The organism is Streptomyces caelestis (assembly GCF_014205255.1).
Taxonomy (GTDB): Bacteria; Actinomycetota; Actinomycetes; order Streptomycetales; family Streptomycetaceae; genus Streptomyces; species Streptomyces caelestis.
Genome location: NZ_JACHNE010000001.1, coordinates 6271317 through 6290855 on the forward strand (window position 1 = coordinate 6271317; position 19539 = coordinate 6290855).

Below are 19539 nucleotides of genomic sequence, written 5' to 3' on the forward strand. Positions count from 1 at the left end.
CTTTTGCAAGAACCGAGGTATGTCATGCGCACGTTCCACCTCAGCAGAAGAGCCGTGCTCGCCGGGACCGCTGCCACCGCCGCCGTCGCCACCCTTCCGATGGTCCAGGGGCGGGCACAGGCCGCCGACTCCGCCGCCACTCCCGCCTACCGCTGGCGCAACGCCGTCCAGGGCGGCACCGGATTCGTCACCGGCGTCCTCTTCCACCCCACGGTCCGCGGCCTCGCCTACGCCCGTACCGACATCGGCGGTGCCTACCGCTGGGACGACCGCACCGACCGCTGGATCCCCCTGACCGACCACATCGGCTGGGACGACTGGAACCTGCTCGGTGTGGAGGCCATGGCCGTCGACCCGGCCCATCCGAACCGGCTGTACCTCTCCCTCGGCACGTACGCGCAGTCCTGGGCCGGCAACGGGGCGGTGCTGCGGTCGGAGGACCGCGGCGCGACCTGGAAGCGCACCGACCTCACCGTGAAGCTCGGGGCCAACGAGGACGGGCGGGGATGCGGGGAGCGGCTGCTCGTCGACCCCCGGGACAGCGACACGCTGTGGCTCGGCACCCGGCACGACGGGCTGCTCAAGTCGACCGACCGGGGCGCCACCTGGAAGGCCGTGAGCTTCCCGGCCGCCCCCAGCGCCACCGGCCAGGGCATCACCCTCCTCGTCGCGGCGGGGCGTGCCGTCTACGCCGGCTGGGGCGACTCCGACGGCACCTCCGCGAACCTCTACAGGACCGCCGACGGCACCACCTGGAAGGCCGTCCCCGGGCAGCCCGAGGGCACCGCCGCCAAGGTCCCGGTCCGGGCCGCGTACGACCGGCACACCTGCGAGCTGTACGTGACGTACGCCAACGCCCCGGGCCCGAACGGCCAGTCCGACGGCAGCGTGCACAAGCTGCGTACGACCACCGGGAAGTGGACCGAGGTCACGCCCGTGAAGCCCGGCGGACCGACGAGCGACGGCGGAACCGACTCCTTCGGCTACGGCGGTGTCGCCGTCGACGCCCGTCGCCCCGGCACCGTCGTCGTCTCCACCAACAACCGCTGGTCGCTGGTCGACACCCTGTACCGGACCACCAACGGCGGCCGCACCTGGACGTCCCTGAAGGACACGGCCGTCCTCGACGTCTCCGAGACGCCCTTCCTCACGTTCGGCGCCGACAAGCCCAAGTTCGGCTGGTGGATCCAGGCCGTGGGCCTTGACCCGTTCGACTCCGAGCACATCGTCTACGGCACCGGCGCGACCCTCTACGGCACCCGCGACCTCAAGAACTGGGCCCCGCAGATCCGCGGCCTGGAGGAGGCGTCGATTCGCCAGTTGCTCTCCCCTCCGGCTGGGGAGGCGCATCTGATCAGCGGCTCCGGCGACGTCGGCGTCATGTACCACGAGCGGCTCACGGCATCGCCTTCACGCGGCATGGCGTCGAACCCGGTGTTCGGTACGACGACCGGACTCGCGCTGGCCGCGGCCAAGCCGTCGTACGTCGTCCGGGCCGGATGGGGCGACCACGGCAACGGCGCCTGGTCGAACGACGGCGGCAAGACCTGGGCGCCCTTCAAGGCGCAGCCCGCCATCGCCAAGGACGCGCCGGGGCCGATCGCCACCAACGCCGACGGCAGCGTGCTGCTGTGGTCCTTCGCGCACTGGGACGGCACCACGTACCCGGCCCACCGCTCGGCGGACAACGGCGCCACCTGGACCGAGGTCTCCTCCTACCCGAAGGGTGCCGCCCCGGTCGCGGACCCGGTCGATCCGAAGCGCTTCTACGCCTTCGACACCGCCACCGGCACACTCCACGCCAGCACCGACGGCGGCCTGACCTTCACCGCCCGGGCCACCGGCCTGAACTCGGGCGACACCGAGTTCCGGCTCGTCGCGGCCCCGGGCCGCTCCGGCGACCTGTGGCTGAGCCTGAAGTGGAACGGGCTGTACCGCTCCACCGACGGCGGCGCGACCTTCACCAAGGCCGGCAGCTGCTGGGCGTCGTACACGCTCGGCTTCGGCAAGGCGGCCGAGGGCGCCTCCTACCCGGCGGTCTACATGGTCGGCTCCACCGAGACCATCACCGCCGTCTACCGCTCCGACGACGAGGCGAAGACCTGGACGCGGATCAACGACGACCAGCACCAGTGGGGCTGGATCGGCGCCGCCATCACCGGCGACCCGCGCGTCTACGGCCGGGTCTACATCGCCACCAACGGACGCGGCGTGCAGTACGGGGAGCCCGTCTGATGCAGGAGCGAAATGGGCCCGGCCTGAGCGATGCCACCCGGGGCCGTCTCCTCTTCGGCGGCGACTACAACCCGGAGCAGTGGCCCGAGGAGACCTGGCACGAGGACGTCCGGCTGATGCAGGACGCCGGCGTCAACTCCGTCACCCTCGGCGTGTTCTCCTGGTCGAAGCTCGAACCCGAGCCCGGCGCACGGGAGTTCGGCTGGCTGGACACGCTGATGGACCTGATGCACGAGAACGGCATCGGTGTCGTCCTCGCCACGCCCACCTCCTCGCCCCCGCCCTGGATGGGCCGGCTGCACCCCGACACCCTGCCCGTCACCGAGGACGGCCGCACCGAGTGGTGGGGCGGCCGCCAGCACTTCTCGCACTCCAGCGCCACCTACCGGCGCTACGCCGCCGCCATCACCGAGGACCTGGCCGCCCGCTACGGCGGCCACCCGGCCCTGACGATGTGGCACATCAACAACGAGTACTGCACCTTCGACCACGGCGACGAGGCCGCCGCCGCCTTCCGCCGCTGGCTGCGCGAGAAGTACGGCACCCTCGACGCCCTCAACGAGGCCTGGGGCACCGCCTTCTGGAGCCAGGGCTACGACTGCTGGGACGGCGTCCTGCCGCCCCGCCTGCCCCACTACATGCGCAACCCCACCCAGGTCCTGGACTTCAGGCGCTTCACCTCCGACATGCTCCTGGAGTGTTACACCGCCGAGCGGGACATCGTCCGGCGTCACACCCCGCACATCCCGGTCACCAGCAACTTCATGCCGCTGTGGTTCGGGCAGGACGCGTGGCGCTGGGCGGGGGAGGAGGACGTCGTCTCCGTCGACCTCTACCCCGACCCGCGTGACCCGCTCGGCGCCCAGAACGGCGCGCTCGTGCAGGACATGACCCGCTCCCAGGCACGCGGGCCCTGGATGCTCATGGAGCAGGCGGCCGGGCCGGTCAACTGGCGGGGCGTGAACCACCCCAAGCCGCGCGGCCTCAACCGGCTGTGGTCACTCCAGGCCGTGGCCCGGGGCGCCGACGCCGTCTGCTACTTCCAGTGGCGGCAGTCCCGGCAGGGCGCGGAGAAGTTCCACTCCGGCATGGTCAGCCACGCGGGGGAGGAAGGCCGTACGTACCAGGAGGTCAAGCAGCTCGGCGCGGACCTGGCGAAGATCGCCCCCCAGGTGGCCGGCCGGCACATCACCGCGAACGTCGCCGTCCTGCACGACTGGAACGCCTGGTGGGCCGGCGCCCAGGACGGCCGGCCGTCCAGCCAGGTGGAATACCCGGACGTCCTGCGCGCCTGGCACCGGGCCCTCTGGCAGGCGCATCTCACCACCGACTTCGCCCACCCCGAGCACGACCTGACGCCGTACTCGGTGGTCGTCGTGCCCCAGCTGTACGCGCTCACCGACGCGGCGATCGACAACCTCCTCGGCTACGTACGGCAGGGCGGCACCCTCGTCTGCGGCTTCCTGACCGGCGTCGCCGACGAGGACGACCGGGTGCGCCCCGGCGGCATGGACGCCCGGCTGCGGGAGCTGTTCGGCATCCGCACGCTGCACGAGTGGTGGCCGCTGGACCCGGGGGAGACCGTCGCGTGCGAGGGCTTCCGGGGCACGCTGTGGTCCGAGGAGATCGAGCCCGCCGACCCCGACGACACGACCTGCTACAAGGGCGGCGAACTGGACGGCATGCCCGCCGTCCTGCGCAAGGGCCGGGCCTGGTACCTCTCCACGCTCCCGGAGCCCGAGGCCCTGCGCGAGCTGCTGGCCCGGATCGCCGGGGACGCGGGCGTCCGGCCGGTGCTCGACGGCCTCCCCGAGCAGGTCGAGGCCGTCCTGCGGGGCGAGGTGCTGTTCGTGCTCAACCACGGCCGCGAGCCGGTGACCGTCGAGGTCCCCGGCACCCACCACGACCTGCTGACGGGGACGGCCGTCACCGACCGGGTCACACTCGGCCGCTACGGGGCGGCGGTGCTGCGGCCATGACCGACTCCGCAGCCGTCCACGGCACGTGGGAGCCGCACCCGGCCGCTCGCTGGGAGGACGGCTTCCTGAGCGGCAACGGCCACCACGGCGCCCTCGTGTTCGGTGAGCCGGACGACGAGCGGGTCGTCGTCACGCACCACACCCTGGTGCGGCCCAACGGCAGGGACCCGCGGCCGCCGCAGCTCGCCGCCGGCCTCCCCGCCCTCCAGGACCGCCTCCTGGCGGGCGACACGACCGCCGCCGAGAGCTTCACGGACGGACGGCCGCACCAGTGGGTGCAGCCCTTCCACCCCGCCTTCCAGGTCCGGCTGCGCCGGCCGCCGGGCGACTGCCCCGGCTACCGGCGCGACGTCGACTTCACCACCGGTGTCGTACGGGCCACCTGTACCGGCTGGACCAGCCGCGTCTTCGTCTCCCGCGCCGACGACGTGATCGTCCAGCAGGTCACCGGGCCCGGCCTCACCCTCGACATCGACCTGGACCACCGGCTGCCCGGCGCCCCCGCCGGACTGGGCGTCGGTCACGGAGCCGTCCTCACCGCCGAGGGCGCCCTGCTGAGCCTGCGCGCCCGCTACCCGGACAGCGACCTGGCCTGCACCGGCGTCACCCTGCTCGCCGTGACGGGCGGCACGACGACCCTCGCACCCCCCGGCGTGCACGTCGAGAGAGCCCGGTCCGTGCTGCTCCTCACCCGGGTGCACCGGCACACCGGCGAACTGGACGTGGTCCGGGAGGGGCGTGCCCTGCGCGACCTGCTCACCGCGTACGACGAGTTGCTCGACCGCCATGCCGCCCTGCACCGCACCGCCTACGAGCGCGTCACCCTCGACCTGGCCGCCGACCCCGCCGAACGGGCGCTGCCGGGGTCCGAGTTGCTGAAGCGGCCCCGCAGCGCCGCCCTGCTGGAGCGCCTGTTCGCGGCCGGCCGCTACCACCTGCTGTCCGCGAGCGGCCTCTTCCCGCCCCGCCTGACCGGACTGTGGACCGGCGACTGGAACACGGCCTGGTCGGGAGCGTTCACCAACGACGCCAACCTCAACCTCCAGACCGCCTCGGCCGCTGCCGCCGCCCTCCCCGAGGTCACCCAGGCCCACGCGAACCTGATCCACCGCCAGCTGCCCGACTGGCGCGACAACGCCCGCGCCATCTTCGGCACCCGGGGCGCCGTCGCACCCGGTCATACCGACGGCGAGTCCGGCCACTCGTACCACTTCAACCGCGAGTACCCGCTGCACCTGTGGACGGCCGGCGCCGACTGGCTGCTCAAACCGCTCGTCGACCACGACGAGACCCACGGCACCCGCGACCCGCGCACCGCCGCCGCGCTCGCCGAAGTCGCCCTGTTCTACGAGGACTTCCTCACCCGCACGGACGAGGACGGCCGGCTCGTCGTCGTCCCCTCCTACTCGCCCGAGAACCGCCCCGCCAACGCGAGCTGGGGCACCCTCAACGCGGCCATGGACCTCTCCGCGGCCCGCCACGCCCTGCGGACCGCCGCCGCCTACCACCCGGGCCCCGACGCCGACCGCTGGCACGCCCTCGCCGACCGGCTCCCACCGCACCGGATCAACGCGGACGGAGCCCTGGCGGAATGGGCCTGGCCGGGCCTTGAGGACTCCTACGACCACCGCCACCTCAGCCACCTCTACGGCGTCTGGCCCCTCGACGAGATCACCCCCTACGACACCCCCGAGCTCGCGGCCGCCGCCCACCGCGCCCTCGAACTGCGCGGCGCCGAGAACGACTCCGCACACGGCCACCTGCACCACGCGCTCATCGCGGCCCGGCTCAGGGACGGCGACCGCGTCGCCCACGCCCTCGGCCAGGTCCTGGGCGGCGACTTCTTCCACGCCTCCCTGATGAGCGCCCACTACCCCGAGCGCGACGTCTACAACGCCGACGCGGCGCACACCCTGCCCGCCGTCCTGATCGAGATGCTCGTGCAGTCGACCCCCCACCGGCTGGTCCTGCTGCCCGCGCTGCCGACGGCATACCCCAGTGGCGCGCTGCGCGGTGTGCGCACCCGGTTCGGGGCCGAGATCGACCTCACCTGGTCCCCGGACGGCGCCACCGCCGTCATCCGGCCGGGCCGCACCCACCGCGTCGAACTGCGGACTTCCTCCGGCACGGAATCCCTCCACCTGGTCGCCGGAGAAGACCACGTCCTCACCCTGAGGACGTGGTAGTTCCCCCCATCCCCCCACCCCATGGAAGGGACACCATGGCATCACGCACCTTGAGCAGGGTCACCAAGGCCCTGCTCGCCCCCGCCCTGGCGCTCGGCGCCACCATAGGGCTCGCCTCCGCCCCCGCCTCCGCCGCCGTCTGGAACTCCTGCGACCAGTGGGGCAACACGAGCCTGAACGGCTACACGCTCTACAACAACATCTGGGGCTCCGGCGCCGGCAGCCAGTGCATCTGGGCCAACTCCGGCACCAACTGGGGTGTCTGGGCCAACCACCCCAACACCGGTGGCATCAAGTCGTACCCGAACTCCAAGAAGGTGATCAACAAGTCGATCGACTCGCTGCGTTCCCTCTCCAGCAACTACAACGTCTCCGTTCCGTCGTCCGGCGCGTACAACTCCTCGTACGACGTCTGGGACACGGACTACGACTACGAGATCATGCTCTGGGTGAACTACAACGGAGCGGTCGGCCCGATCGGCACCTCCCAGGGCTCCGTCACCCTCGGCGGCCACACCTGGAACGTCTACAAGGGCAGCAACGGCAGCAACGAGGTCTTCTCGTTCCTGCGGACGTCCGACTCCAACTCCGGCACCGTCAACATCCTGCCGATCCTGAAGTGGATCAAGGACACCAAGCGCTGGATGGGCAACGAGACCATCGGTGACGTGCAGTTCGGCTACGAGGTCACCTCGTCCTCCGGCGGACTCAACTTCACCACGAACAACCTGACGGTCAGCAGCAGCTGATCCGTCGCCGGGGCCGGGGCCGGCCGTGCCGTTCAGGCGCGGTCGACCTCGGCCCGCAGCGCGTTGTACTCCGCGAACGCCGACTCGACCTCGGCGCGGGTCAGGCCGTAGCGGGACAGCTCGTAGGTGTGCTTGCGGGCGCCCTGGGGGCGGGCGACGGCCGCGGGGAGCCGGGCCGCGTCGGCCTCGGTCCAGCGGGCGCCGACGGCCGCGTACAGCTTCGGGGCACCGGTGGCGGGGTCGGAGCCGAGCCAGGAGTACGGCGCGTCCACCAGCTGCTCCGCCGGTATGGCGGGCCGGGCCGTGAGACCGCGCGTCATGGCACGGCTCAGCAGTCCGAGCCAGGTGGCGCCGATGCCGGCCAGGTCGAGCGGGCGGGTGCTGACGGCCATGCCGTGCTCGATCAGCGAGCAGAAGGACGCCACGACGGTGACCGGATCGCGGTGGCACCACACGATCGTGGCGTCGGGGAAGACCGTGCGCAGCGCGTCCAGGTTCTCCAGGTGCATGGGCGACTTCAGCATCCAGCGCCGCCGCGGACGGCCGTACTGCAGCACCTGGTAGACCTGCTTGAGGTACCGGTAGTCGGCCGTGAAGTCCCGCTCGCAGTGCCAGGCCAGGTACTCGGGGATACGGGCCTGGGAGAACGGCATCAGGGCGTGCGGGAGCGCGAACGTGCACTCCTCGGGGCCCTCGGCGGCCATCGCGTGGATGTCGCGGAAACGCGGCGCGAAGAGGTCCGTGCCCTGCACCAGCCGGCGCCCGGCCGTGATCGCCTTGCGCCGCTGCCGGGGAGGCAGCTCCAGGTCGGGTCCGAGCAGTTCCCACAGCAGGGGACACCGGTGCTCGTCCGAGATCGACAGTACGGAGTGCGTGACCGTGGTGGCGGTGCGCGGCAGCCCCACGACGAACACCGGCTTCTCGATCGGCTCCCGCTCGATCTCCGGATGCTCGGCGATCAGCCGCCGGACGCGGGCCCGGTTGGCGAGCTGCCGGCGCACATGGACCTGCGCCGACTGCCAGCCGACCGGGGTGAGGTTCTCGGCCTTCGCCCACCACCCCAGCAGCGACCGGAAGTCGTCGACGAACTCCCGGTCTCCCGGCGCCTCACCGGCCTCCACCACGATGCGGTCGAAGATCCGGCCCGGGTCCCGACGGGATCCGAAGCCCGGCCGCAGCAACAGGTTCGCCAGCGTGAGGGCGAGTGGTGACGTGGACACGCAGAGAAACCTATCCTCTCGAATCCGCCTGGGGTGGGCGGAAGTTGGCCGAACAGGCGAAAGGGGTGGCCGGAAGACCTCCATCGATCCGGCCACCCCTTCTGACGCGGCTACTCCGCTACGGGCAGCCGCGCCCCGTCCCGCAGGAACAGCGGGATGCGGTCCAGCGGGGCGTCGACCGTGACGGACCGACCGCCCTCGTACGTCTCACCCGTCCACGCGTCCGTCCAGGCGGCCCCCGCCGGCAGGTACGCCGTACGCGCGGTGGCACCGGCGGTGAGCACCGGGGCGACCAGCAGGTCCGGGCCGAAGAGGTAGGAGTCGTCGACCGACCAGGTGGCCTGGTCGTCCGGGAACTCCAGGAACAGCGGCCGCATCACCGGCAGGCCCTCCTCGTGCGCCTCCCGCATGACGCGCAGGACGTACGGCTTCAGGCGCTCGCGCAGCCGCAGGTACTTCTCCAGGACGGCCCCGGCCTCCTCGCCGTAGGACCACACCTCGTTCGGGCCGCCGGTCATCTCCGGGCCCAGCGGCATGCCCGGGTCGCGGAAGCCGTGCAGGCGCATCAGCGGGGAGAGCGCGCCGAACTGGAACCAGCGGACCATCACCTCCTGGTACGCCGGGTCGTCCGGGTCGCCGCCGTGGAAGCCGCCGATGTCGGTGTTCCACCACGGGATGCCCGACAGGGCCGTGTTCAGGCCGGCCGCGATCTGGCGGCGCAGGGTCGGGAAGTCGGTGCCGATGTCACCGGACCACAGGGCGGCGCCGTAGCGCTGACTGCCCGCCCAGGCCGAGCGGTTGAGGGTGACGACCTCCTCCTCGCCGGTGGCGACGAGGCCCTCGTAGAAGGTACGGGCGTTCTCGGCCGGGTAGATGTTGCCGACCTCCAGGCCCGGGCCCGTCCAGTAGCGCAGGTTCTCCTGGAAGCCCGGCTTCAGCTCCGGCTCGCAGGCGTCCAGCCAGAACGCCGTGATGCCGTAGGGGTCGAGGTAGTTCTCCTTCACCTTCGACCACACGAACTCCCGGGCATCCGGGTTGGTGGCGTCGTAGAAGGCCACCTGGACCGTGGAGGCGACCTCCTTGTCGGGCCAGTCGGCGTGCGCCATCGGGCCGTACTGGGTGCCGATGAAGTAGCCGCGCTGCTCCATGACCGGGTGGTTCTCGCTCAGCGGCGACACCGACGGCCAGACGCTCACCACCAGCTTGATGCCGAGCTCCTCCAGCTCCCGCACCATGGCCGCCGGGTCGGGCCACTCCTTCGGGTCGAACTTCCACTCGCCGAGGTGCGTCCAGTGGAAGAAGTCGCACACGATCGCGGAGATCGGCAGGCCCCGCCGCTTGTACTCCCGTGCCACCGCCATGAGTTCGTCCTGGGTGCGGTAGCGCAGCTTGCACTGCCAGAAGCCCGCCGCCCACTGAGGCAGCATCGGCGTCCGGCCGGTCACCGCGCTGTAGCGGCGCTGGGCGGCGGCCGGGTCGCCCGCCGTGATCCAGTAGTCGATCTGCCGCGCCGAGTCGGCGACCCACCGGGTGCCGTTGTGCGCGAGCTCCACGCGGCCGATCGCCGGGTTGTTCCACAGCAGGGTGTAGCCGCGGCTGGAGGTCAGCACCGGGATGCCGACCTCGGCGTTGCGCTGGACCAGGTCGAGGACCAGGCCCTTCTGGTCGAGGCGCCCGTGCTGGTGCTGGCCGAGGCCGTACAGCTTCTCGTCGTCGTACGCGGCGAAGCGCTGCTCCAGGCGGTGGTGGCCGTTGCCGACGGCCGTGTAGAGGCGGGAGCCGGGCCACCAGAAGTGGGCGCGGTCCTCGGTGAGCAGCTCGGCGGAGTCCTCCGTCCGCAGGAAGCGGACCAGGCCCTCGGCGTTCACCTCCACGGTGAGCGCGCCGACGGTCAGCTGCCCGCGCCCGTCCTCGATCTTCACTGTGGACGGTGTCGCGGGGGCCTCGTCGAGGAGCGCGCCCGGGAGCCCTTCGAGCACCGGGCCGCCGAGCCGGGCCCGCACCCGGACCGCGTCCGGACCCCACGGCTCGATCCGTACGGTCTCCTGGCGGCCGCTCCACTCCAGCGCGCCGCCCCGCTCGCGGAACGTGCCGACGGTGGGGGAGGACTGCGCCAGACTCACCTGGGGCTGGGTTTCAGCAGGCTGATTCACGCGGGCTCCTGTGCTCCTGAGGGAGTGCAGACAGAGGTGTGCGGACATGGGGGTGCGGACAGAGGTGTGCGACAGGGGGGGGTGCCCTGGGAGGAGGGCGGTGGTCGGTGAGCGGGAGAAGCGGTGTGCCTACGGCCGGGTGGGCGCCGGCCCCGTGCTGCCCCGGACCGTCAGCTCGGGAGCGATCAGCACGACCTCGTCGCCGGCGCGCCCCTCGAACTTGGCGACCAGGTGTTCCACGGCGTGCCGGCCCATCTCCTGCGCGGGGATGGCGACCGACGTGAGCCGCACCGAGGCCTGCGTGGCGACCTGGTCGGGGCAGATGGCGACCACCGACACGTCCTCCGGCACGGCCCGGCCCTGCTGCCGCAGCAGCGCGAGCAGCGGCTCGACCGCCGACTCGTTCTGCACGATGATCCCCGTGGTCCCCGGGCGTTCGTCGAGGATCCGGGCGAGCGTCACGGCCATCGCGTCGTACCCGCCGTCGCACGGCCGGTGCAGCAGCCGCACGCCCAGCTCCCGGGAACGGGACCGCAGCCCGTCCAGGGTGCGCTCGGCGAAGCCGGTGTGCCGCTCGTAGACGGCCGGGGCCTCGCCGATGACAGCGATGTCCTGGTGCCCCTGCTTCGCCAGGTGTTCCACGCACAGCGCGCCCGTCGCCCGGAAGTCAAGATCGACGCAGGTCAGCCCCGTGGTGTCGGCGGGCAGCCCGATCAGCACGGACGGCTGGTCCGTCGCGCGCAGCAAGGGCAGCCGCTCGTCGTCGAGTTCGACGTCCATCAGGATCATCCCGTCGGCGAGCCCGCTGCCCGCGACGCGGCGCACCGCGTCGGGACCCTCCTCACCGGTCAGCAGCAGCACGTCGTACCCGTGCGTCCGCGCGGCGGTCGCCACCGCGATGGCGATCTCCATCATCACGGGCACGTACATGTCCGTGCGCAGCGGGACCATCAGCGCGATGATGTTCGACCTGCTGCTGGCCAGGGCACGGGCCCCGGCGTTCGGGTGGTACCCGAGCTCGCGGATGCTCCGCTCGACCCGCTGCCGGGTGTTCGCGGAGATGGACCGCTTGCCGCTGAGGACATAGCTCACCGTGCTCGCCGAGACTCCGGCGTGCTGGGCGACCTCGGCGAGGGTGACCATCCAGCTCTCCAAGCTTTGTGAAGCGCTTCGACAATGCGCGTTGCTGATATGGGCGGGGGAGGGTGGTTCGACAGTAGCTCCAGCAGGAGTACGTGTCCATAGGTTGTCGAAGCGCTTCGATGCCTATTTCTCAGGTGGGATGCCCGTCCTCTGGACGGCACCCCGATGCAACACCGTCGTCAGGCCCCGGACAAGTCCTGGCGTTACGCCCCCTTCGGCTGAACGGACGCGCGAGGGCTGGTGGGATCGTCCGGTTTCGGGTACCAACGATCCAGTAGCACTGATCGGTAACGTACGGTCCTCAACAGTCCTATATGCGGCGAGGTGGCCCTCATGTCCGCTTCCACCACCCCCTCTTCCCGTCCCGCCGTCACCGAGCGGGAGTCCCGTGAGGTGGCGGAGGCCGCCCGGGAACAGCATTGGCGCAAGCCCAGCTTCGCCAAGGAGCTGTTCCTCGGCCGCTTCCGGCTCGACCTCATCCACCCCCACCCCCTCCCGGCCGACGAGGCGTCCCAGCGCGGCGAGGAGTTCCTCGCCAAGCTCCGCGACTTCGTCGAGACGAAGGTCGACGCCGCCCTCATCGAGCGCGAGGCCCGGATCCCCGACGAGGTGATCGACGGACTGAAGGAGCTCGGCGCCTTCGGCATGAAGATCGACACCAAGTACGGCGGGCTCGGTCTCACGCAGGTGTACTACAACAAGGCGCTCTCGCTGGCCGGCTCCGCCAGCCCCGCGATCGGCGTGCTGCTCTCCGCGCACCAGTCGATCGGCGTGCCCCAGCCGCTGAAACTGTTCGGCACGCAGGAACAGAAGGAACGCTTCCTGCCGCGCTGCGCGCGCACGGACATCAGCGCCTTCCTGCTCACCGAGCCCGACGTCGGCTCCGACCCGGCCCGCCTCGCCACCAGCGCCGTCCCCGACGGGGACGACTACGTCCTCGACGGCGTGAAGCTGTGGACCACCAACGGCGTCGTCGCCGACCTGCTGGTCGTCATGGCCCGGGTGCCCAGGAGCGAGGGCCACAAGGGCGGCATCACGGCCTTCGTCGTGGAGACCAACTCGCCGGGCGTCACCGTCGAGAACCGCAACGCCTTCATGGGCCTGCGGGGCATCGAGAACGGCGTCACCCGCTTCCACCAGGTCCGCGTCCCCGCCGCCAACCGCGTCGGCGAGGAGGGCCAGGGTCTGAAGATCGCCCTGACCACGCTCAACACCGGACGGCTCTCCCTGCCCGCCTCCTGCGTCGCGGCCGGCAAGTTGTGCCTGAAGATCGCCCGGGAGTGGACGGCGGCCCGCGAGCAGTGGGGCAAGCCCATCGCGGACCACGAGGCGGTCGGCTCCAAGATCTCCTTCATCGCGGCCACCACCTTCGCCCTGGAGGCCGTGACGGACCTGGCCTCGCAGATGGCCGACGAGGACCGCAACGACATCCGCATCGAAGGCGCCCTCGCCAAGCTGTACGCCTCCGAGATGGCCTGGCTGATGGCCGACGAACTCGTCCAGATCCGCGGCGGGCGCGGATTCGAGACGGCCGAGTCCCTCCGGGCCCGCGGCGAGCGCGGCGTCCCCGCCGAGCAGCTCCTGCGCGACCTGCGCATCAACCGCATCTTCGAGGGCTCGACGGAGATCATGCACCTCCTCATCGCCCGCGAGGCCGTCGACGCCCACCTCTCGGTCGCCGGCGACCTCATCGACCCCGAGAAGTCCCTCGGCGACAAGGCGAAGGCCGGCGCGAACGCGGGCGCCTTCTACGCCAAGTGGCTCCCGAAACTGGTCGCGGGCCCGGGTCAGCTCCCGAACTCCTACAGCGAGTTCAAGCACGACGTGGACCTCTCCGGGCACCTGCGCTACGTCGAGCGCACCGCCCGCAAGCTCGCCCGCTCCACGTTCTACGCCATGTCCCGCTGGCAGGGCCGGATGGAGTCCAAGCAGGGCTTCCTCGGCCGGATCGTCGACATCGGCGCCGAGCTGTTCGCCATGAGCGCGGCCTGCGTCCGTGCCGAACTGCTGCGCAGCCAGGGCGACCACGGCCGGGAGGCCTACCAGCTCGCCGACGTCTTCTGCCGCCAGTCCCGGATCCGGATCGAGGAGCTCTTCACCCGCCTGTGGACCAATACCGACGACCTCGACCGCAAGGTCGTCAAGGGCGTCCTGTCGGGCACGTACGAGTGGCTGGAGCGCGGCATCGTCGACCCGTCGGGCGAGGGACCGTGGATCGCGGACGCGGCACCGGGACCGTCCCGGAAGGAGAACGTGCACCGGCCGATCCGGTAACCCGGCCCTTGGGGGCGCGAGCCGGTGCGGCGCGCGCCCCACGGAGGGGATGCGCTGTCCTCACACACGATGCTTACGGCAACAATGGAGGGATGAGCGACAGTCCAGCCCCCCTCGCCGATCCCCACCTGGTCTACGACCCCGTAGCGGGCGACGGCCCGAAGAACGTGGTGATCCTCGGCTCCACCGGGTCCATCGGCACGCAGGCCATCGACCTCGTGCTGCGCAACCCCGACCGTTTCCGGGTCACCGGCCTCTCGGCCAACGGCGGCCGGGTCGCGCTCCTCGCCGAGCAGGCGTACCGGCTGCGGGTGCGCACGGTGGCGGTGGCCCGTGAGGACGTCGTGCCGGCCCTGCGCGAGGCGCTCACCGCGCAGTACGGCACGGGCGAGCCGCTCCCCGAGATCCTCGCCGGCCCGGACGCGGCCACGCAGCTGGCGGCGTCCGACTGCCACACCGTCCTGAACGGCATCACCGGCTCCATCGGCCTCGCCCCGACCCTGGCCGCCCTGGAGGCGGGCCGCACCCTCGCGCTCGCCAACAAGGAGTCGCTCATCGTGGGCGGCCCGCTGGTCAAGGCCCTCGCCAAGCCCGGGCAGATCATCCCGGTCGACTCCGAGCACGCGGCCCTCTTCCAGGCCCTGGCCGCCGGCACCCGCGCCGACGTCCGCAAGCTGGTCGTCACCGCCTCCGGCGGCCCCTTCCGCGGCCGTACGAAGGCGGAGCTCGCCCACGTCACCGTCGAGGACGCCCTCGCGCACCCCACCTGGGCCATGGGCCCGGTCATCACGATCAACTCCGCGACCCTCGTCAACAAGGGCCTGGAGGTCATCGAGGCACACCTCCTCTACGACATTCCCTTCGACCGCATTGAGGTGGTCGTGCATCCCCAGTCGTATGTCCACTCGATGGTTGAGTTCACGGATGGATCGACACTGGCCCAGGCGACCCCGCCCGACATGCGCGGGCCCATCGCCATCGGCATCGGCTGGCCCGAGCGGGTCCCCGACGCCGCACCGACCTTCGACTGGAGCAAGGCCTCGACCTGGGAGTTCTTCCCGCTCGACAACGAGGCCTTCCCCTCGGTGAACCTCGCCCGGCACGTCGGCGAGCTCGCGGGCACCGCCCCGGCGGTGTTCAATGCGGCCAACGAGGAGTGCGTGGAGGCGTTCCGTCAGGGCGCACTGCCCTTCAACGGGATCATGGAGACCGTCACCCGGGTCGTCGAGGAGCACGGCACCCCGCGTACGGGAACCTCACTCACCGTGTCGGACGTCCTCGAAGCGGAGACCTGGGCGCGGACCCGGGCCCGGGAACTGGCGGCACAGACGGCGGAGGCCCGTGCATGACGACCCTGATGTTCATCCTCGGCATAGGCCTCTTCGTGGTCGGCCTGCTGTTCTCGATCGCGTGGCACGAGCTGGGGCACCTGTCCACCGCCAAGCTGTTCGGCATCCGCGTGCCGCAGTACATGGTCGGTTTCGGCCCGACGATCTGGTCGCGGAAGAAGGGCGAGACCGAGTACGGGCTCAAGGCCATCCCGTTCGGCGGCTACATCCGCATGATCGGCATGTTCCCGCCCGGGCCCGACGGCCGGCTGGAGGTCCGCTCCACCTCCCCGTGGCGCGGCATGATCGAGGACGCCCGCACGGCCGCGTACGAGGAGCTCAGGCCGGGCGACGAGAACCGCCTGTTCTACACGCGCGCGCCCTGGAAGCGCGTGATCGTGATGTTCGCGGGCCCCTTCATGAACCTGGTCCTGGCCGTGGCGCTGTTCCTCGCCATCCTGATGGGCTTCGGCATCACCCAGCAGACCACCACGGTCAGTTCGGTCTCCCAGTGCGTCATCGCACAGAGCGAGAACCGCGACAAGTGCGGGAAGGGCGACCCGGCCAGCCCGGCCGCCGCCGCGGGCCTTAAGGCGGGCGACAAGATCGTCTCCTTCAACGGCGTGCGGACCGACGACTGGAACAATCTGTCCGACCTGATCCGCGCCAACCCCGGCAAGGAAGTGCCGATCGTCGTCGACCGCAAGGGCCAGGACGTCACCCTGCACGCGAAGATCGCCACCAACCAGGTCGCCAAGAAGGACTCCGCCGGACAGATCGTCGAGGGCCAGTACGTCCAGGCCGGCTTCCTCGGCTTCAGCGCCGCCACCGGCGTGGTCAAACAGGACTTCGGCGAGTCCGTGACCTGGATGGGCGACCGGATCGGCGAGGCCGTCGACTCCCTCGCCGCCCTCCCCAGCAAGGTCCCGGCCCTGTGGAACGCGGCCTTCGACGGCGCCCCGCGCGAGGCCGACTCCCCGATGGGCGTGGTCGGCGCGGCCCGCGTCGGCGGCGAGATCTTCACCCTCGACATCCCGCCCACCCAGCAGCTGGCCATGGCCCTGATGCTGGTCGCCGGCTTCAACCTCTCCCTGTTCCTGTTCAACATGCTCCCGCTGCTGCCGCTCGACGGCGGCCACATCGCGGGCGCCCTGTGGGAGTCGCTGCGCCGCAACGCGGCCAAGCTCCTGCGCCGGCCGGACCCGGGCCCCTTCGACGTGGCGAAGCTCATGCCCGTCGCCTACGTGGTCGCCGGGATCTTCATCTGCTTCACGATCCTGGTGCTGATCGCCGATGTGGTTAACCCGGTGAGAATCTCCTAGTCATACGGCGTTCGTGGCGGCTCGGCATACTGTGTGCCGGGCCGCCTCCCATCGGGTGGCAACGCGGGTGGGATGTGCCCGCGCCCATGCCTGTGCCGTAATCTCGAAGCTCGGAGCCCGCTGCTCACGGGACCGGACCTTGATCCACGACTTGGGGTTGCACAGCAGATGACTGCGATTTCTCTCGGCATGCCGTCCGTTCCGACCAAGCTCGCCGAGCGCCGGAAGAGCCGGCAGATCCAGGTCGGGTCCGTGGCCGTCGGCGGAGACGCCCCTGTCTCGGTCCAGTCCATGACGACGACGCGTACGTCCGACATCGGCGCGACGCTCCAGCAGATCGCCGAACTCACCGCCTCCGGCTGCCAGATCGTCCGGGTCGCCTGCCCGACCCAGGACGACGCCGACGCCCTCGCCACCATCGCCCGCAAGTCGCAGATCCCGGTCATCGCCGACATCCACTTCCAGCCGAAGTACGTCTTCGCCGCGATCGAGGCCGGCTGCGCGGCGGTCCGCGTCAACCCCGGCAACATCAAGCAGTTCGACGACAAGGTCAAGGAGATCGCCAAGGCGGCCCGGGACCACGGCACCCCGATCCGCATCGGCGTCAACGCGGGCTCCCTCGACAGGCGCCTCCTCCAGAAGTACGGCAAGGCGACCCCCGAGGCCCTGGTCGAGTCCGCCCTCTGGGAGGCGTCCCTCTTCGAGGAGCACGACTTCCGGGACATCAAGATCTCCGTCAAGCACAACGACCCGGTCATCATGATCGAGGCCTACAAGCAGCTCGCCGAGCAGTGCGACTACCCGCTGCACCTCGGCGTCACGGAGGCCGGTCCCGCCTTCCAGGGCACCATCAAGTCGGCGGTCGCCTTCGGCGCGCTGCTCAGCCAGGGCATCGGCGACACGATCCGCGTCTCGCTGAGCGCGCCCCCGGCCGAGGAAGTGAAGGTCGGCATCCAGATCCTGGAGTCCCTGAACCTCAAGGAGCGCGGCCTGGAGATCGTCTCCTGCCCGTCCTGCGGTCGCGCCCAGGTCGACGTCTACAAGCTGGCCGAAGAGGTCACGGCCGGCCTCACCGGCATGGAGGTCCCCCTCCGCGTCGCCGTCATGGGCTGCGTCGTCAACGGCCCCGGCGAGGCCCGCGAAGCCGACCTCGGCGTCGCCTCCGGCAACGGCAAGGGCCAGATCTTCGTCAAGGGCGAGGTCATCAAGACCGTCCCCGAGTCCAAGATCGTCGAGACCCTGATCGAAGAGGCCATGAAGCTGGCCGAGCAGATGGAGAAGGACGGCGTCACCTCGGGCGAACCGTCGGTGGCGGTAGCGGGCTGAGCCTTCCCGGACCGACGGTTGCCCCGCGCCCTGTCTTTCAGGGGCGCGGGGAACTGCGCGACAAGCCACAACGAACCCGCACCCGCTGACAAACCCCAAGCCCCCGAGCTCCGAGGCGCCCCGCCCAAGCAGCGCAGCTATAGTGCGGAGACCAGCAGACCCGAGTGTGTGAGGCCCCGCACGTGTTGACGCAAACCACCTCCCGGGTCCTCGAACCGAGCGACCTGGACGCCGCGCTGGCCGTACTCGACCGTGAGCCGGTCACGAACGCCTTCGTGACCTCCCGGGTGCAGATCGCCGGCCTCGACCCGTGGCGGCTCGGCGGCGAGATGTGGGGCTGGTACGAGGACGGCATGCTGACGTCCCTGTGCTACGCGGGTGCCAACCTGGTCCCGATCTGCGCCACCCCGCGCGCCGTCCGCGCCTTCGCCGACCGCGCCCGCCGGGCCGGCCGCCGCTGCTCCTCGATCGTCGGCCCGGCCGACTCCACCGCCGACCTGTGGCGGCTGCTGGAACCCCAGTGGGGTCCGGCCCGCGACGTCCGCCGCCACCAGCCGCTCATGGTCACCGACCGCCTGCCGGACGGCATAGCCCCGGACCCCTACGTCCGTCGCGTCCGCAAGGACGAGATGGAGAAGATCATGCCGGCCTGTGTGGCGATGTTCACCGAGGAGGTCGGCGTCTCCCCGCTGGCCGGCGACGGCGGCCTGCTCTACCAGGCCCGCGTCGCCGAACTCGTCGGCTCCGGCCGCGCCTTCGCCCGCTTCGACGCCGACGGCAAGGTCGTCTTCAAGGCCGAGATCGGCGCCGCGACCGACCGCGCCTGCCAGATCCAGGGCGTGTGGGTCGCCCCCGAGTACCGGGGGACCGGATTGGCGGCCCCCGGCATGGCAGCGGTCCTGCGCTACGCACTGGCCGACGTCGCCCCGGTCGTCAGCCTCTACGTCAACGACTTCAACACGGCTGCCCGCAGGACGTACCAGAGGGTCGGCTTCCGGGAAGTCGGCGCCTTCATGAGCGTGCTGTTCTGACAACGGAAACACCCCTGTAGGCTCCCCGCCATGGACCTGGTGATCGGCCCCCTCGACCTCTCCGCCCACGTCGACGAGGCCCTGGCCGTCCAAGCCGTAGCCTTCGGCCTCGGCCCGGACGAAGTCGCCGTCCGCCGCCAGATCGTCCTGCGCCACATGACCTACCCGGGCGCCAGGGCCCTGGGAGCCAGCACCGCCGGCCGCCTGGTGGGTTTCGTCTACGGCATGCCCAACGACCGCACCCACTGGTGGTCCACGGTCGTGGAGCCGTACCTCAGGGCGAACCACCACGACCACTGGCTCGACGACGCCTTCGTGATCACCGAACTGCACGTCCACCCCGCCTACCAGAACCGCGGTATCGGACGCTCCCTGATCACCACCATCACCGACAGCGCCGCCGAACCCCGCTCGATCCTCTCCGCGATCGACACCGAGAGCCCCGCCCGCGCGCTCTACCGCTCGCTGGGCTACCGGGACCTGGCCCGCCAGGTCCTCTTCCCGAGCGCCCCCAAGCCGTACGCGGTGATGGGCGCTCCGCTCCCGCTCCTGCGCCGCTAACCGATTTCCACCGGCCGGTACCCCCCGGATAA

At 71.1% G+C, this 19539-nt stretch carries 13 protein-coding genes; 10 read left to right on the forward strand and 3 right to left on the reverse strand.

Annotation, left to right across the window (positions count from 1 at the left end):
• Positions 1-24 precede the first annotated feature (24 nt).
• From HDA41_RS28890 to HDA41_RS28905, 4 genes are read left to right on the forward strand one after another with little or no spacing between them, the layout of a single operon-like run.
• On the forward strand, positions 25-2235 hold the full coding sequence (locus tag HDA41_RS28890; RefSeq protein ID WP_184988881.1) for a beta propeller repeat protein: 2211 nt from the start codon (positions 25-27) through the stop codon (positions 2233-2235).
• Positions 2235-4214 (forward strand): beta-galactosidase, encoded by a 1980-nt coding sequence (locus HDA41_RS28895; protein WP_184988884.1) that lies wholly within the window; start codon positions 2235-2237, stop codon positions 4212-4214. The genes HDA41_RS28890 and HDA41_RS28895 overlap by 1 nt, the downstream gene beginning before the upstream one ends.
• Positions 4211-6400: a glycosyl hydrolase family 95 catalytic domain-containing protein gene (locus HDA41_RS28900; RefSeq protein ID WP_184988887.1), complete on the forward strand. Its 2190-nt coding sequence runs from the start codon at positions 4211-4213 to the stop codon at positions 6398-6400. The genes HDA41_RS28895 and HDA41_RS28900 overlap by 4 nt, the downstream gene beginning before the upstream one ends.
• 35 nt (positions 6401-6435) lie before the next feature.
• On the forward strand, positions 6436-7149 hold the full coding sequence (locus HDA41_RS28905; RefSeq protein WP_184988890.1) for a glycoside hydrolase family 12 protein: 714 nt from the start codon (positions 6436-6438) through the stop codon (positions 7147-7149).
• 32 nt (positions 7150-7181) lie between these two features.
• Here HDA41_RS28905 and HDA41_RS28910 read toward each other — a convergent pair whose 3' ends face one another.
• The 3 genes from HDA41_RS28910 to HDA41_RS28920 form a co-directional block, all read right to left on the reverse strand.
• A complete protein-coding gene (locus HDA41_RS28910; protein ID WP_184988893.1) occupies positions 7182-8369 on the reverse strand; it encodes a sulfotransferase family protein in 1188 nt (395 codons plus the stop codon).
• A gap of 110 nt (positions 8370-8479) precedes the next feature.
• On the reverse strand, positions 8480-10522 hold the full coding sequence (locus HDA41_RS28915; RefSeq protein ID WP_184988895.1) for a glycoside hydrolase family 31 protein: 2043 nt from the start codon (positions 10520-10522) through the stop codon (positions 8480-8482).
• Between the two features lie 129 nt (positions 10523-10651).
• Positions 10652-11665 carry a LacI family DNA-binding transcriptional regulator gene (locus tag HDA41_RS28920; protein WP_184988898.1) on the reverse strand — a complete coding sequence of 338 codons (1014 nt, stop codon included), beginning with the start codon at positions 11663-11665 and terminating at the stop codon, positions 10652-10654.
• Positions 11666-11998: 333 nt separating this feature from the next.
• Here HDA41_RS28920 and HDA41_RS28925 point away from each other — a divergent pair, with 333 nt between their 5' ends.
• The 6 genes from HDA41_RS28925 to HDA41_RS28950 all read left to right on the forward strand — a co-directional run bounded on the left by HDA41_RS28925 (position 11999) and on the right by HDA41_RS28950 (position 19507).
• On the forward strand, positions 11999-13939 hold the full coding sequence (locus HDA41_RS28925) for an acyl-CoA dehydrogenase family protein (protein WP_184988901.1): 1941 nt from the start codon (positions 11999-12001) through the stop codon (positions 13937-13939).
• Between the two features lie 92 nt (positions 13940-14031).
• A complete protein-coding gene (gene dxr / locus HDA41_RS28930) occupies positions 14032-15288 on the forward strand; it encodes a 1-deoxy-D-xylulose-5-phosphate reductoisomerase (protein WP_184988904.1) in 1257 nt (418 codons plus the stop codon).
• Positions 15285-16589, forward strand: a complete 1305-nt coding sequence (locus HDA41_RS28935) for a M50 family metallopeptidase (protein WP_512700973.1) — start codon at positions 15285-15287, stop codon at positions 16587-16589. Before dxr ends, HDA41_RS28935 begins: the two co-directional genes overlap by 4 nt.
• Positions 16590-16757: 168 nt before the next feature.
• Positions 16758-17915 (forward strand): flavodoxin-dependent (E)-4-hydroxy-3-methylbut-2-enyl-diphosphate synthase, encoded by a 1158-nt coding sequence (ispG, locus tag HDA41_RS28940; RefSeq protein WP_059419174.1) that lies wholly within the window; start codon positions 16758-16760, stop codon positions 17913-17915.
• 182 nt (positions 17916-18097) lie between these two features.
• Entirely contained in the window at positions 18098-18946 is an 849-nt protein-coding gene (locus HDA41_RS28945; protein WP_184988906.1) for a GNAT family N-acetyltransferase, read from the forward strand.
• 30 nt (positions 18947-18976) lie between these two features.
• Positions 18977-19507, forward strand: a complete 531-nt coding sequence (locus tag HDA41_RS28950) for a GNAT family N-acetyltransferase (protein ID WP_184988909.1) — start codon at positions 18977-18979, stop codon at positions 19505-19507.
• The last annotated feature ends 32 nt before the right edge of the window (positions 19508-19539 follow it).

Bases quoted from the DNA above. Each gene is read 5' to 3' on its own strand.
- HDA41_RS28890 (WP_184988881.1), top strand. From the start codon at position 25: ATGCGCACGTTCCACCTCAGCAGAAGAGCCGTGCTCGCCGGGACCGCT.
- HDA41_RS28895 (WP_184988884.1), top strand. From the start codon at position 2,235: ATGCAGGAGCGAAATGGGCCCGGCCTGAGCGATGCCACCCGGGGCCGT.
- HDA41_RS28900 (WP_184988887.1), top strand. From the start codon at position 4,211: ATGACCGACTCCGCAGCCGTCCACGGCACGTGGGAGCCGCACCCGGCC.
- HDA41_RS28905 (WP_184988890.1), top strand. From the start codon at position 6,436: ATGGCATCACGCACCTTGAGCAGGGTCACCAAGGCCCTGCTCGCCCCC.
- HDA41_RS28920 (WP_184988898.1), bottom strand. From the start codon at position 11,665: ATGGTCACCCTCGCCGAGGTCGCCCAGCACGCCGGAGTCTCGGCGAGC.
- HDA41_RS28925 (WP_184988901.1), top strand. From the start codon at position 11,999: ATGTCCGCTTCCACCACCCCCTCTTCCCGTCCCGCCGTCACCGAGCGG.
- dxr (WP_184988904.1), top strand. From the start codon at position 14,032: ATGAGCGACAGTCCAGCCCCCCTCGCCGATCCCCACCTGGTCTACGAC.
- HDA41_RS28935 (WP_512700973.1), top strand. From the start codon at position 15,285: ATGACGACCCTGATGTTCATCCTCGGCATAGGCCTCTTCGTGGTCGGC.
- ispG (WP_059419174.1), top strand. From the start codon at position 16,758: ATGACTGCGATTTCTCTCGGCATGCCGTCCGTTCCGACCAAGCTCGCC.
- HDA41_RS28950 (WP_184988909.1), top strand. From the start codon at position 18,977: ATGGACCTGGTGATCGGCCCCCTCGACCTCTCCGCCCACGTCGACGAG.